The 13,166-nt window shown below is 73.1% G+C and carries 14 protein-coding genes; 11 read left to right on the forward strand and 3 right to left on the reverse strand.

Annotation, left to right across the window (positions count from 1 at the left end; translation table 11 throughout):
* The first annotated feature begins 52 nt into the window (after positions 1–52).
* From C4T42_RS08920 to C4T42_RS08935, 5 genes are all read left to right on the forward strand, one after another.
* Positions 53–556 (forward strand): hypothetical protein, encoded by a 504-nt coding sequence (locus tag C4T42_RS08920; protein WP_020093242.1) that lies wholly within the window; start codon positions 53–55, stop codon positions 554–556.
* Complete coding sequence (locus tag C4T42_RS08925; protein ID WP_020093243.1) at positions 553–1,050, forward strand: hypothetical protein; 498 nt, start codon at positions 553–555, stop codon at positions 1,048–1,050. The genes C4T42_RS08920 and C4T42_RS08925 overlap by 4 nt, the downstream gene beginning before the upstream one ends.
* A 225-nt stretch (positions 1,051–1,275) precedes the next feature.
* Positions 1,276–1,413, forward strand: a complete 138-nt coding sequence (locus C4T42_RS31910; RefSeq protein WP_020093244.1) for a hypothetical protein — start codon at positions 1,276–1,278, stop codon at positions 1,411–1,413.
* Between the two features lie 173 nt (positions 1,414–1,586).
* Positions 1,587–2,366 (forward strand): SDR family oxidoreductase, encoded by a 780-nt coding sequence (locus tag C4T42_RS08930; RefSeq protein WP_020093245.1) that lies wholly within the window; start codon positions 1,587–1,589, stop codon positions 2,364–2,366.
* A gap of 61 nt (positions 2,367–2,427) precedes the next feature.
* Positions 2,428–3,711 carry an amidase gene (locus C4T42_RS08935; RefSeq protein WP_103985004.1) on the forward strand — a complete coding sequence of 428 codons (1,284 nt, stop codon included), beginning with the start codon at positions 2,428–2,430 and terminating at the stop codon, positions 3,709–3,711.
* Positions 3,712–3,735: 24 nt separating this feature from the next.
* Here C4T42_RS08935 and C4T42_RS08940 read toward each other — a convergent pair whose 3' ends face one another.
* Positions 3,736–4,941 (reverse strand): serine hydrolase, encoded by a 1,206-nt coding sequence (locus C4T42_RS08940; protein ID WP_081636480.1) that lies wholly within the window; start codon positions 4,939–4,941, stop codon positions 3,736–3,738.
* Positions 4,942–5,192: 251 nt separating this feature from the next.
* On the opposite strand from C4T42_RS08940, the gene C4T42_RS08945 reads away from it, so the two are divergent.
* The 4 genes from C4T42_RS08945 to C4T42_RS08960 all read left to right on the forward strand — a co-directional run bounded on the left by C4T42_RS08945 (position 5,193) and on the right by C4T42_RS08960 (position 7,635).
* Positions 5,193–5,525 (forward strand): hypothetical protein, encoded by a 333-nt coding sequence (locus C4T42_RS08945; protein WP_181049155.1) that lies wholly within the window; start codon positions 5,193–5,195, stop codon positions 5,523–5,525.
* Between the two features lie 124 nt (positions 5,526–5,649).
* Positions 5,650–5,904: a hypothetical protein gene (locus C4T42_RS08950; RefSeq protein WP_042670699.1), complete on the forward strand. Its 255-nt coding sequence runs from the start codon at positions 5,650–5,652 to the stop codon at positions 5,902–5,904.
* A gap of 78 nt (positions 5,905–5,982) precedes the next feature.
* Positions 5,983–6,585, forward strand: a complete 603-nt coding sequence (locus tag C4T42_RS08955; protein ID WP_103985005.1) for a nucleoside deaminase — start codon at positions 5,983–5,985, stop codon at positions 6,583–6,585.
* Between the two features lie 246 nt (positions 6,586–6,831).
* Positions 6,832–7,635 carry a class II aldolase/adducin family protein gene (locus C4T42_RS08960; RefSeq protein WP_103985006.1) on the forward strand — a complete coding sequence of 268 codons (804 nt, stop codon included), beginning with the start codon at positions 6,832–6,834 and terminating at the stop codon, positions 7,633–7,635.
* Between the two features lie 219 nt (positions 7,636–7,854).
* Here C4T42_RS08960 and C4T42_RS08965 read toward each other — a convergent pair whose 3' ends face one another.
* Positions 7,855–8,754, reverse strand: coding sequence for a LysR family transcriptional regulator (locus C4T42_RS08965; RefSeq protein WP_042670683.1), 900 nt, complete (start codon positions 8,752–8,754; stop codon positions 7,855–7,857).
* Between the two features lie 142 nt (positions 8,755–8,896).
* Between C4T42_RS08965 and C4T42_RS08970 the strand changes: the two genes are divergently transcribed.
* Complete coding sequence (locus tag C4T42_RS08970; protein WP_103985007.1) at positions 8,897–11,059, forward strand: malate synthase G; 2,163 nt, start codon at positions 8,897–8,899, stop codon at positions 11,057–11,059.
* 181 nt (positions 11,060–11,240) lie between these two features.
* Here the strand turns inward: C4T42_RS08970 and flhB are convergent, their stop codons facing one another.
* Positions 11,241–12,302 carry a flagellar biosynthesis protein FlhB gene (gene flhB / locus C4T42_RS08975; protein WP_091978276.1) on the reverse strand — a complete coding sequence of 354 codons (1,062 nt, stop codon included), beginning with the start codon at positions 12,300–12,302 and terminating at the stop codon, positions 11,241–11,243.
* Between the two features lie 144 nt (positions 12,303–12,446).
* Here flhB and C4T42_RS08980 point away from each other — a divergent pair, with 144 nt between their 5' ends.
* Positions 12,447–12,992 (forward strand): transglycosylase SLT domain-containing protein, encoded by a 546-nt coding sequence (locus C4T42_RS08980; protein ID WP_042670687.1) that lies wholly within the window; start codon positions 12,447–12,449, stop codon positions 12,990–12,992.
* Positions 12,993–13,166: the final 174 nt, after the last annotated feature.

The raw sequence follows: 13,166 nt of genomic DNA on the forward strand, positions 1-13,166 counted from the left end.
TTCTAAACAGCTTAGTCGGATCAGAATCGCGTACACAGGGAGCAGGGGATCCGTGAGCGAGCTGCAGAGGCTTCTGAGCGATCCTCGGTTCCGGCCCGCAGACAAGGCCAAGCGCGGCGCCGCGTCCGAACCCGACCTCGGCAACGTCCTGCGCGCCGTCGCGTCGCTGCACGCGCGGGCCGAGTCCCCGACACCGCCGGCCGCGCCGCGGGACTGGGACGCGCTGATCCACCGGGTGCAGACCGCCGCCCGCCAAGCGCGCGTGATCGAGGCCCAGGCGCGCGAGCGGGAGGCGCGGATCGAGCAGGTGCTGGATCAGGTCCGCGAGGAGGTCCACGCCTCCAACGAGCGCGCCCGGATGGCCGAGATGCAGGCGCGCGAGGCCCAGCTGCGCGCCGAGGCGCAGGTCGTCGCCGCCGAGGAGCGCGCCAAGGCGGCCGAGGCCCGCGCCCGCGCCGCCGAGGATCGGGCCCGGCAGGCCGAGGACTGGCTGGACCGTGTCCAGCAGGCGATCCTGTCCGAGTTCTCGGACCTCACCGAGCAGGCCGCGGCATGAGTGCCGCCCGCGCGTGGGCCGAGCCGACGGTGCCCCATCCCCTGTCCGACCCGGCCCTGCCGCGCGACGGCCACGCCGACCCGATCGACCGGGTCGTGGCGCTGTTCTCCGGCGCCGCGGCCGCATCCCCCGCGCCCGCCTCCCCGGCGGCCGAGGATGACTGGTCGACCTCCCTGACCGCCGTGCGCGGCGCCGCGGCGCGGGTCCGCGCCCTGCAGGCGAGCGCCCGCGACTCCGTCCGGGAGGCTCAGAGTTCCGTGCGGGCGGCCGAGACGGCGCTCCGCGCGGCCGAGGAGCGGGCCCGCCACGCCGAGGCGCTCCTGCAGGCGGCGCTCGCCCGGGCCGAGCGGGCCGAGGCGCAGGCCCGCGCGTCGGACGAGCGGGCCGAACGGGCGGAGGCCCAGCGGGCCGAGGCGCGGGCGTGGCTGCGCCGGATGCACGAGTGCATGGTCAACGAGTTCGGCGCCCTGTCCGGAGCGGCGGATCAGCCCTGAGCCGGCGCGCACCGGCCGGGATCGCGCGGACCCGCGATGCGTCGGCCTCGGCCGAGCGTCCGACGCCGCCATCACGCGCGATGGCCGCCGCGACGCGGGCCGGCCGCGCAGATTTCCCTCAGGTTCCCGCAATTACGAGCACTCGCCTTAAGTCGTCGAAAACAATTCTCAGGATATGGAATTCTGATCTCGTCGCCTCGACACCGTCCGCCTGGCAGGATCGCCGTGACCCTCAGCCTCGTCCTCAGCACGTCCCTCCCGCTCCTCACCGGGGCGGTGGCCCTGCTGTGGGCGGGCTTCGTCGCTCCGGAGCGGGAGGAGCGTCCGGACGTGCCCGGCGCCCGCGACCTGCGCACGTGGTGAGCGCCGGATCCCGGTTCCGGCCGTGAGGCGCCCGCCGCCGAACCGGCCCTCCGGAGGCGGAGAGACCCCGAGAGGCCCCGCGCCCCGTCCCGGGCCGCTTCCGGAGACGGCACCCGGCGCGCTATGACGCGCCGGACGCCCTCGCGGCGAGGGCCGGCTCACGGAGGCTTCCCATGGATCTCGGCTTGAGCGGACGCCGGGCGCTCGTCTGCGCGGCGAGCAAGGGACTGGGCAAGGGCTGCGCCCTGGCGCTCGCCCGGGAGGGCGTCGCGGTGACGATCACGGCCCGCACCGCGGAGACGCTGGAGCGGACCGCGGACGAGATCCGCGCCGCGACGGGCGTCACCGTCACCGCCGTCGCGGGCGACATCGCCACCGAGGCCGGCCGGGCGGCCGCGCTCGCCGCCTGCCCCGAGCCCGACATCCTGGTCAACAATGCCGGCGGCCCGCCCCCCGGCGATTTCCGCGAGTGGGACCGCGACGCCTGGATCCGGGCGCTCGACGCCAACATGCTGGCGCCGATCGCGCTCATCAAGGCGACGGTCGACGGGATGATCGACCGCGGGTTCGGCCGGATCGTCAACATCACCTCCGGCGCCGTGAAGGCGCCGATCGAGCATCTCGGCCTGTCGAACGGCGCCCGCTCGGGGCTGACGGGCTTCGTGGCCGGCCTGGCGCGCAAGACCGTGCGGCACGGCGTGACGATCAACAACCTGCTGCCCGGCCCCTTCGACACCGACCGGATCCGCGGCAACGCCGCCGCGGGGGCCGCCAAGGCCGGCACCTCCGTTGAGGCGTTCCTGGAGGCGCGGGCCCGCGACAACCCCGCCGGCCGCTTCGGCCACCCCGACGAGTTCGGCGCCGCCTGCGCGTTCCTGTGCAGCCAGCAGGCGGGCTTCATCACCGGGCAGAACCTGCTGATGGATGGCGGCGCCTATCCCGGCACGTTCTGACGCGGACCGGCCCGACCGGCCCTCCGCTTGCAGGGCCGGATCAGATCATGCGGTGAGGACCATGAGCGTACGCGAGACCCTCGAGGCCCGGCTGGCCCGGATCGCCGCGGGGGACCCGGCGGTCTTCACCCGCCTCTACCCGGAGCAGGCCCGCGCGGCGGCGGACGCCGCCGATGCGCGCCGCCGGGACGGGATCTCCCTCGGCCCCCTCGACGGCGCGATGGTCTCGATCAAGGACCTGTTCGACGTGGCGGGCGAGACGACGCGCGCCGGCTCGGTCCTCTTGGCCGACGCGGCGCCGGCGCGGTCCGACGCCCCGGTGGTCGCCCGCCTGCGCCGCGCCGGCGCGGTGATCCTGGGCAAGACCAACATGTCCGAGTTCGCCTTCTCGGGGCTCGGCCTCAACCCGCATTACGGCACCCCCGGCAACGCCGCCGATCCGGCGCGCATCCCGGGGGGCTCGTCCTCCGGCGCCGGGGTCTCGGTGGGGCAGGGGACGAGCGACATCGCGATCGGGTCCGACACGGGCGGCTCCGTTCGGATCCCGGCCTCGCTGAACGGCGTCGTCGGCTTCAAGCCGACCGCGAGCCGCGTGCCGCTGGAGGGGGCGTTCCCGCTGTCCTACGCCCTCGATTCCCTGGGGCCGCTCGCCCGGACGGTCGCGGATTGCGCGGCCGCCGACGCCGTGATGGCGGGCGAGGAGCCCGCGCCGCTGGAGGCGCTCGCCGTCGCCGGCCTGCGCATCGGCGTGCCGCGGGGCCTGCTGTTCACCGAGACGGAGGCGCCGGTCGCCGAGGCCTTCGAGCGGGTGCTGTCCCGCCTGTCCCGGGCCGGCGCCCGGATCGCCGATCACCCGATCGACGACCACCTCGCCGCCATGGACGCGGCGCTCCCGGACGGCTCCCTCGCGGCGATCGAGGCCACGGCGATCCACGCCGACTGGCTGGACAGCGCGGCCGGCCGCTACGACCCGCGGGTGCATCGCCGCATCGTGGCCGGCCGGAATGCGACGGCCGCGGGCTACATCCGGACGATGCGCCGGCGGGCCGCGCTGATCGCCGCCTTCGACCGGCACCTCGCCCCGCTCGACGTGCTGGCGCTTCCGGCGACCGCCGCGACGGCGCCGCTCACCGCCCCGCTGGCGGCGGACGACGCGGCCTTCCTGGCGGCCAATCGCCTGATGCTGCGCAACACCGCCTTCGGCAACTTCTTCGATCTCACCGGCCTGTCCCTGCCGATGCCGGGCCTGCCCCGGCCGGCGGGCCTGATGCTGCTGGCCCGGCACGGACAGGACCGCCGGCTCCTGGCGATCGGGGCCGGGATCGAGGCCGCGCTGGCGGGGTGAGCGCCCCGCGCGGCCCGGGCCCGCTCAGCGGATCTGGCGGGACAGCGCCACGCCGAGGCGCTCCGCGCCGATCTTCGGCTGGCCGCCGGCCACGAAGACGACGAGATCCTTGCCCGGATTGACGACGACCACGCTGTTGAAGCCGTCGGTCCCCCCGACCTTCAGGAAGACCGGCCGCTGGCCCGCGTCCGGGTCGCCGATCTCCTCGATCCAGGCCATGCCCTGCCGGAAGGTCTGTCCCTCCGGCTGGTAGAGCGGCGTCATCGCCTCGCGCAGCGCCCGGGTGAGCGCTGGCGGCACGGGCGCGCCGTTCACCGCCTCGTGCCCGAGCGCCGCCTCGCCGAAGGCGAGCATGTCGGTGGCGGTCGAGCGGAGCGCTCCCGCGGCGTACCACGCGAAGACCGGCCAGGGCATGACCGGCTGGCCCTCCATCCCGTAGCCCTGCGCGAGACGCGCGCGGTCGGCCGGCTTCACGGTGACCGCCGTGCTGGTCATCCCGAGCGGCCCGGTGATCCGCTCGTGCACGAGGCTCTCCCACGGCGCGCCGAGACGTTCGGAGAGAACGTAGCCGAGCAGGCCGATGCCGGCATTCGAGTACCGGTAGGGGGCGGGCAGGGCGCAGCCGCCCGCCTCGGATCCCTCCGGGCTCCAGCGCGACACCCAGGCCAGGAACGCTTCCGGCGGGTAGGTCCGGACGCTGCGCTCCGCCAGGGCACGCGGCAGGTCGCCCGGCAGCGTCGGCATCCCCGAGGTGAAGTCGGCGAGCTGCAGCGGCGTGATCTGGGCCGTGCAGGGCCGGAGCCGCAGGTTCGGCAACAGCTCCTGCAGCGGCGTGTCGGGACGCAGGCGGCCCGCATCGACGGCCTCGGCGAACAGTGCGGTCGTGAACACCTTGGTGATCGAGCCGATCTCCACGATCGTGTCGGACCGGTAGGGCGCGCCGCCGGCCCCGTTGAACCCGAAGTAGCTGCGCCGCCCCCGGTGGCTCACGCCCACGATCAGGCCCGGGATCGCCCCGCGCGCGACCCAGGCGCCGGCCAAGCGCTCGACGACCGGCCGCAGCGCGTCCACCTCCGCGCCGGCCGCGAGGTCGGCCGGGCGCCCGGCCCCCTCACCGAAGCCGTCCTGCGCGCCGCCGGGACCGGCGGCGAGCGCGAGGACGAGGGCGGCGAGGCCGGCCGTCACGATGGGTCGAGACCGTCCGCCGGCCCGACGATCCGTGCTGTTCATGGTCCTCCTCCCGATCCGTCACCGGCGCGCCGGGTGCGTCAGATTGGAACGGATGCATTGACGAACACTGAATACAGAACGGAAATCGCGCGGCTCATAAATGATGATGCGTAGTTGATACAGGTATTGACTGAATGCGGGCCATTGACATTAATCTTAGCTCGCAAGCAGCATGATGCACGATCCGGACGCGGACAGCGCGCCGGTCGCGGGAGGATCACGCCGTGCATTTCATGCGGATGATGGGGCTCGTGGCCCTTGTGTTGAGCGGCCTGGGCCTGGCGGGCCCGGCGTCGGCGGCCCCGCTCTCACCGGCGCCGCTGGCCGGCGACGCGAGCGGGCTGACCCGGGTCGGCTACTGGTGCGGGCCCGGATTCCACCTCAACCCGTGGGGCCGGTGCGTCCCGAACGCCCGCCGGTTCTACGGCCCGGGCCCTGCCTTCTACGGAGCCCGCTACTACGGAGGCCGGCGCTTCTACCGGACCTACAACTATCGCTGGCATCGCAACTATCGCTGGCACCGCAACTATCATTGGCATCGCAACTATCATTGGCATCGCAGCTACCACTGGCGTCGCCGCTGACGAACGCGCCGGCGGCGCTCCGGACGGTCTCGCCCGGAGCGCCGCCGGCCCCACATACCGCTTCCCAGATCCGCGGCCGGCCGGACAGCGGCCGCCGCGGCGCCGTATTCGGAGACCTGTGACGATGCGCCTCCCGCTGATTGCCTTCGCGACCGCGATTGCCCTGACCACGGGGGCGGCGGCGCAATCCGTGCCGGAGCCACCCATCCAGAGCCCGCAGGACGCCGCCTGCCGCGAGCAGGCGCGGGCCCAGATCTTCAGCTACCCCAACCCGAACAACCTCAGCCTCTACGACCTCGGTTCGCAGATCTGGCACCTGTGCATGGCGTCCTATCACGGCCGCGGCCCCAACCCCGGCCGCACCGATCAGCGCTTCTAGGCAGCGCTTCTAGGACGGCCCCGGGCCGCGGTCGCGGCCGCCGGGACGGCCCCTCGAGACAGCTCAGCGGAACCGATCATGACGAGCAAGCTCCGCGGCACCGGGCCGCACGGCCACGCACTGCCCGTCGCGCCCGATGCGGGCCGGCGCGCGTTCCTCGGGGCCGCGGCGCTCGGCGTGGCGCTGTCGACGGGCGCGCGCCCCGCGTCGGCGACCACCGCCGCGCCGGCCACGGCCGCGGACGAGACCTTCATGCGGGCGGCCATCGCCGAGGCGCGCCGCGCCGACTTCCCGTTCGGCGCCGTCATCGTCGCGGAGGGCGAGATCCGCGCCCGGGGCCTGAATCTCGGGAAGCAGCAGCGCGATCCCACGGCGCACGGCGAGATGGTGGCGATCCGCCGCTTCCTCGCGGAGCACGGGCCGGAGGCGCTGCGGGGGACGACCCTCTACACGTCCGGCGAACCCTGCGCGATGTGCATGGGCGCGATCGTCTGGTGCGGGATCTCGCGCGTCGTCTTCGCCGCCTCGCTGCAGCAGCTCGCCACGAAGATCGACCAGATCATGATCACCTGCACGGAGGTCGCGGACCGGTCGGCGTTCCGCCCGATCGCGATCACGGGCGGCGTCCTGGCGGAGGAGGCGCTCGCGCTCTTTCCGCCCGGCGATCGCCCGTCCAAGTAAGGGACTGGAAGACGGCTCGGGCGACCGCCCGCGCGGCCCGGCAATCCGGTGGAACGCGGCCGTCGCTCCCCCGGAGGTCCCGCCGCATCCCACCGGATTGCCGGGCCGCCCGCCCTGGTGCACCCTGCCGGCGATTCCCGGACCTCGCCCCGAGCCCCCGCCTCGGGCGCCCGGGGATCGCGGGACCGCCTGCGCCGGGCGGCGATCCCGGAGGGCCGACAGGGCCGACCGGCAGGGAGCCGTCGCATGAGCGCAGCCACACCGTCGACCGTCGCGGACCGGGATACGGACCTCGCCGATCGCGCCGCGATCCGCGCGATGCGCGTCGACCTCGCGGCCGCCTACCGGCTGATCCATCGGCTGGGCCTCGACGACAGCATCTACACCCACATCTCGGCGCGGCTGCCGGGCGCCGGGCACCGGTTCCTGATCAACCCCTACGGGATGCGCTTCGAGGAGGTGTCGCCGGAGAACCTCGTCACCGTCGACATCGACGGGAAGGTGCTCGAGGATCCGATGGGGCTCGGCATCAACCCGGCCGGGTTCACGATCCACAGCGCCATCCACGCCGCGCGCCACGACGCGATCTGCGTGCTGCACACCCACACGGTCGCGGGCGTGGCGGTCTCCTGCCAGGAGGAGGGGCTCCTGCCCCTGAACCAGTGGTCGATGCAGTTCACGGGGCGCGTCGCCTACCACGCCTACGAGGGCATCGCCCTCGACCTCGACGAGCGGGAGCGGCTGGTGGCCGATCTCGGCGACAAGCCCGTGATGGTGCTGCGCAACCACGGCCTGCTGACCTGCGGCCGCACGGTCGGCGAGGCGTTCCGGCTGATGCACAACCTGGAGCGCTCGTGCCGGGCGCAGCTGGCGATCCAGGCGGCGGGCGCGCCGGTGATCCGGCCCTCCTCCGCCGTCGCCACCAAGACCGCCGGGCAGTACGCCGCCGGCTACGACCGCGTCGTGGTCCAGGGGGCGCCCGACAACGAGTGGGCGGCGTTCAAGCGGATGCTGGCGCGGACGGATCCGGATTTCTTCGCGAACGGCTGAGGGCGGCACGGCCGCCGGCTGAGCCGTTCGGTCGATGCGCCGCTCTCCGTCATCGCGAGCGCGGCGAAGCGACCCAGGGCAGCGCGACGTCCGACCTCGTCACGCCGACCGGACTGCTTCGCTCCACCCGCAACGACGGCGGTACCGCGATCGGCGACGGCGTGAGACGTCGAGCGGGCGTCTCCCGCTCAGCAGGAGCGAGACGCCGCAGCACGGGCCTCACCCGTCTGCCCAGGCCCCGCTCGACCGGTAGGTCTGCTTGAGGAACGCGATGAAGGCCCGGGTCTTGGCCGGCACGAAGGCCCGGCTCGGGTAGACCGCGAAGATGCCGGCCGAGGCCGCCGCCGCGTAGGCCGGCAGCACCACCTCCAGCAGGCCGTCGCGCAGCTCCGCGTGCACGTCCCAGGTGGAGCGCAGCGCGATCCCGAGGCCGCCGATCACGGCCTCGCGCACCACCTCGTTGGAATGGGTGCGCAGCGGCCCCGACGCGCCGACCGTGCAGGGGCCCTCCGGCCCGACCAGCCGCCAGGGATTCTGGTTCTCGGTGGCGAGGCAGACATGGCCGCGCAGGTCGTCGAGGCTCCGCGGCCGCCCGGCCGCGTCGAGGTAGCTCGGCCGCGCGCAGAGGACCCGCTGCACCGGCGCGAGGCGCACCGCCGTCAGCCCGGAACTCTCCAGCGCGCCGACCCGGATCGCGAGGTCGTAGCCGCGCTCGACGATCGACTCGAAATCGTCGCTCAACTCCAAGTTGAGCACGATGCCGGGATGGAGGGCGAAGAAGGCCCGCAGGTGCGGGACGATGTGCAGGCGCCCGAAGGAGCTCGGCGCCGTGACCCGGAGCGTCCCCCGCGCCCGCGTCGCCGTCTGCGACACGAGGCTCTCGGCCTCCGCGATGGCGTCGACGATCGGCGCGATCCGCTCGAAGAAGGCCGCCCCGACATCCGTGGGCGCCACCCGCCGCGTGGTGCGATGCAGCAGGCGCACGGCGAGCCGTTCCTCCAGCCTCTTCAGCCGCTTCGACACCACCGCGACCGACAGGCCGAGCTCCGAGCCGGCCTGGGTGAGGCTGCCGGTGCGGACCACCCGGGCGAAGATCTCCAAGTCGCTCTGGTCGTGCATTGTCAACGCTGCGGAAAAAATCAAATCCCTTTTGCCGCCTTTCTCGCGGATGCCAAGCGATCTATCGAGGAGACATCAAAAAATTTTCACGGCGCGTTCGATTTTTTCTGACGCGCGTCGCCACGCATCCCCGAGGATCGCCATGTCGAAGCTCGTCGTCGCCGAGGATCTCCGCACCTTCGTCTCCGAGGAAGCGCTGCCCGGGACCGGTCTCTCGGCCGACCAGTTCTGGTCGGGCTTCGCCGCGATCGTCCGCGATCTCGCACCGCACAACCGGGCGCTGCTCGACCGGCGCGACGGCCTCCAGGCCGACATCGACTCCTGGCACCGCGACCATCGCGGAGCGCCGCACGATCCGGCGGCTTACGCGGACTACCTGACGCGGATCGGCTACCTGCAGCCGGAGCCCGAGACCGTGCGGGTGACCACCGAGAACGTGGACGCGGAGATCGCCGCCATCGCCGGGCCGCAGCTCGTGGTGCCGATCTCCAACGCCCGCTACGCGCTGAACGCCGCCAATGCCCGCTGGGGCAGCCTCTACGACGCCCTCTACGGCACCGACGCGATCCCGCAGGACGGCGAGCTCGCGCCCGGCGCCGGGTTCAACCCGGCCCGCGGCGCCGCGGTGGTGGCCAGGACCAAGGCGTTCCTCGACGCGACCGCGCCGCTGAGCGTCGGCTCCTGGGCGGATGCCGTGGGCTTCTCGGTGACGGACGGCCGCCTGGCCGCCGATCTCGGCGCCGGTCGCAGCGCCGGCCTGACCGGATCGTCCGCCTTCGCGGGCTACACCGGCGACGCCGCGGCGCCGACCGCGCTCCTGCTGCGCCACAACGGCCTGCACATCGAGGTCGTCATCGACCGCGCGAGCCCGATCGGCCGCACCGACCCGGCCGGCATCGCCGACGTGGTGCTGGAGGCCGCCCTCTCGACCATCATGGACATGGAGGATTCGGTGGCGGCCGTGGACTCGGCCGACAAGGTCGCGGTCTACCGGAGCTGGCTCGGCCTGATGCGCGGTGATCTGACCGCCACCCTGTCCAAGGGCGGCCGCACGGTCGAGCGGCGGCTCGCCGAGGACCGGACCTTCACGGCCCCCGATGGCGGGCGCCTGACCCTGCCGGGACGGTCGCTGATGCTGGTCCGGCATGTCGGCCACCACATGTACACCGACGCCGTGACCCTCGACGGCGCCGAGATCCCGGAGACGATCCTCGACGCGGCCGTCACCGCGCTGATCGCCCTGCACGACCTGAAGGGCACCGGTCCGCTCCGCAACAGCCGGACCGGCTCGGTCTACATGGTCAAGCCCAAGCTGCACGGTCCCGACGAGGTCGCCTTCGCGGTGGCGCTGTTCGGGCGGGTCGAGGCGCTGGTCGGCCTCGCGCCGCGGACGCTCAAGATCGGCGTCATGGACGAGGAGCGGCGCACGACGCTGAACCTCAAGGCGGCGATCGCCGCGGCGTCGGACCGGCTGTTCTTCATCAACACCGGCTTCCTCGACCGGACCGGCGACGAGATCCACACCTCGCTGGAGGCTGGCCCCGTGGTCCGCAAGGACGCCATGAAGGCGACCGCCTGGATCCAGGCCTACGAGGACGGCAACGTCGATGCCGGCCTCGCCTGCGGCCTGCCCGGCCACGCGCAGATCGGCAAGGGCATGTGGGCCGCCCCCGACCGGATGGCGGCGATGCTCGACGCCAAGGGCGCCCACCCGGAGGCGGGCGCCAACACCGCCTGGGTGCCGTCGCCGACCGCCGCGACGCTCCACGCGCTCCACTACCATCAGGTGGATGTCCGCGCCCGCCAGGCGGCGCTCGCCGGCCGGGCGCCCGCGACCCGCGCCGCCATGCTGACCCTGCCCCTCGCCGAGGGCGCGTTCGCGCCGGAGGCGGTGCGGGAGGAGCTCGACAACAATTGCCAGGGGATCCTGGGCTACGTGGTCCGCTGGGTCGACCAGGGCGTCGGCTGCTCCAAGGTGCCGGACATCCACGAGGTCGGGCTGATGGAGGACCGCGCCACCCTGCGGATCTCCAGCCAGCACATCGCCAACTGGCTGCGCCACGGGATCGTGGATCGCGACGAGGTCGCCGCGGCCCTGCGGCGCATGGCCGAGGTCGTCGATCGCCAGAACGCCAGCGACCGGGCCTACCGGCCGATGGCCCCCGGCTTCGACGGGCCGGCCTTCCGCGCCGCCGAGGCCCTGGTCTTCGAGGGCGCCGGCCAGCCGAACGGCTACACCGAGTTCGTGCTGCACCGGTTCCGCCGGGAGGCGAAGCGCCTGGACGCCCGCGTTCGGGCGGCCTGAGGCCGCTCCCGGATCCCGGACGCGCAGCGCCCCGAGATCGCCCCGGGCCGGCCGACGGCCTGTGCGGCCCGAAACGCCGCGCCGCGGATCTGCCAGGGTCCGCGGCCTCTGCCGGTCGGGACGGGCCGACCGGTCAACGCCGCTGCCACGCCGCTGCCACGCCTCGGCCACGCCGCGCCGGTCAGCGGCGCTTGCGCGTCATCACGTAGACCAGCAGGTTCGCCACCGCCCGGTAGAATTCCGCCGGGATCGCCTGGTTGACCTCGACATGGTCGTACATCGCCCGGGTGAGCGCCTTGTCGACGACGACCTCGATCCGGTGCTTCTCGGCGATCTCGCGGATGCGGAGGGCGATCAGGTCCGCGCCCTTGGCCAGAACCGTCGGGGCGTCGTTCTCGCTCTGGTCGTAGCGCAGCGCGATCGCGTAGTGCGTCGGGTTCGCCAGGATCATGGTGGCGCGGGGCACCGCCGCCATCATCTGCTTGCGCAGCCGGTCCTGCGCCAGCGAGCGCATCTTCGCCTTCACGAGCGGGTCGCCCTCGAGCTGCTTGAACTCGTCCTTCACCTCCTGCCGCGACATCCGCAGGTCGCGCTGCCAGCGCACGCGGGTCCAGACCAGGTCGCCGGCGACCAGCGCGATCGTCGCGACGCTCACGGCCGAGACGAGGCGCACCGAGAGGGTCAGCAGGAATTCGGGCAACCCGACTGGATCCACGAACATGACATTGACGATCTCGTGGCGATCCGCGTGCAGGACCATGTAGGACATGCCGCCGATCGCGAAGAACTTGAACAGATTTTTCCCGAACTCGACGAACCCCTGCAGACTGAAGAGCCGATTCCAGCCGGCGACGGGGGAGATGCGGGACCATTTCGGCTGGATCCGATCGAACACCACGCGCGGCGCGTTCTGGAAGATCGAGGCGGCGATGCCGGCCACGAGCAGGATGACCAGGACCGGCAGCAGGAAGCGGCCCATCTCCAGGGCGAGGGCGTGGACGAGGCGCATCGCGTCGTGGCTCGTCTCCACGCTGAAGTTGCGCGGCTGCTCCAAGATCAGCGCGAGCCTCTGCACCAGCGGCAGCCCCTGATCCCGCGCCACGAAGACCAGGAAGATCAGCAGTCCCAGGATGGAGGCGAAGACGGGCGCTTCCCGCGAGAACGGCGTGTTTCCTTCCGCGATCGCGTCGCTGATCTTCTTCTCGCTCGCCGCCTCGGTCTTGCTCTCCCTGTCCTCAGACATCGCGGCGCCCCGAACTCGGGCCGCCGACGGCACCGCCCCGGTCGGCCCGGCGGGACGCGTCCGCCGGAGCGGCGCCCCGGAGCCGTCCCCGACCGGGGACGGAGCTAGCGGAAGTAGGTCTCAGGCGCGACGGGGAGCGGACAGATGAGACGGTACGTCCTCGCGACGGCGGCGTTTATCTGTAGCGCCGCCCCGGTCGCCGGGACCGTGTGCGAGGCCGAGATGGGCCGTGCCGCGGCCCGTTACGGCGTGCCCCTCGGCGTGCTCTACGCGGTCGGCCTCACGGAGACGGGTAAGCGCGGCTCGCTCCAGCCCTACGCCATGAACATCGAAGGGGCGGCCTATTTCGCGACCGGGCCCCAGGACGTGCTGGCCCACTTCGCCGCGGCGCGCCGCCGGGGCGCGCGCCTGATCGATCTCGGCTGCATGCAGATCAACCACCACTATCACGGCGAAAAGTTCGCCTCGGTCGAGGCCATGATCGACCCGCGCGCGAACGTGGACTACGCGACGCAATTTCTCCGGGATCTGAAGCGGCGGGAGGGCAGCTGGACGATGGCCGTGGCGCGCTATCATGCCGGCCCGCACAACAACGCGGCGCAGAAGATCTACATCTGCCGGGTCGTGGCCAACATGGTCGCCACGGGCTTCGGCCAGTGGACGCCGGCCGCGGCCCATTTCTGCCGGTGATCGTCCCGGCCGGGGCGGAAGAATGCGGACCGGGCCCGGTCAGGGAACCAACCGAAGGACCGGGCCCTTTCGGCAGAGGCCCCGTCACCGGCCCGGAGGAGCCGCATGACCGACGCCCCAGACCCGCCGGAAGGACCGCCCGGGAAAACGGCGCTGCTGGTGGTCCTCACCCTC

It is taken from the genome of Methylobacterium sp. 190mf, from assembly GCF_900107945.1.
Lineage (GTDB): Bacteria > Pseudomonadota > Alphaproteobacteria > Rhizobiales > Beijerinckiaceae > Methylobacterium.

Excerpts from the sequence above, each read along its gene's own strand:
- C4T42_RS08925 (WP_020093243.1), top strand. The coding sequence starts at position 553 with ATGAGTGCCGCCCGCGCGTGGGCCGAGCCGACGGTGCCCCATCCCCTG.
- C4T42_RS08930 (WP_020093245.1), top strand. The coding sequence starts at position 1,587 with ATGGATCTCGGCTTGAGCGGACGCCGGGCGCTCGTCTGCGCGGCGAGC.
- C4T42_RS08935 (WP_103985004.1), top strand. The coding sequence starts at position 2,428 with ATGAGCGTACGCGAGACCCTCGAGGCCCGGCTGGCCCGGATCGCCGCG.
- C4T42_RS08940 (WP_081636480.1), bottom strand. The coding sequence starts at position 4,941 with ATGAACAGCACGGATCGTCGGGCCGGCGGACGGTCTCGACCCATCGTG.
- C4T42_RS08950 (WP_042670699.1), top strand. The coding sequence starts at position 5,650 with ATGCGCCTCCCGCTGATTGCCTTCGCGACCGCGATTGCCCTGACCACG.
- C4T42_RS08955 (WP_103985005.1), top strand. The coding sequence starts at position 5,983 with ATGACGAGCAAGCTCCGCGGCACCGGGCCGCACGGCCACGCACTGCCC.
- C4T42_RS08960 (WP_103985006.1), top strand. The coding sequence starts at position 6,832 with ATGAGCGCAGCCACACCGTCGACCGTCGCGGACCGGGATACGGACCTC.
- C4T42_RS08965 (WP_042670683.1), bottom strand. The coding sequence starts at position 8,754 with ATGCACGACCAGAGCGACTTGGAGATCTTCGCCCGGGTGGTCCGCACC.
- C4T42_RS08970 (WP_103985007.1), top strand. The coding sequence starts at position 8,897 with ATGTCGAAGCTCGTCGTCGCCGAGGATCTCCGCACCTTCGTCTCCGAG.
- flhB (WP_091978276.1), bottom strand. The coding sequence starts at position 12,302 with ATGTCTGAGGACAGGGAGAGCAAGACCGAGGCGGCGAGCGAGAAGAAG.
- C4T42_RS08980 (WP_042670687.1), top strand. The coding sequence starts at position 12,447 with ATGAGACGGTACGTCCTCGCGACGGCGGCGTTTATCTGTAGCGCCGCC.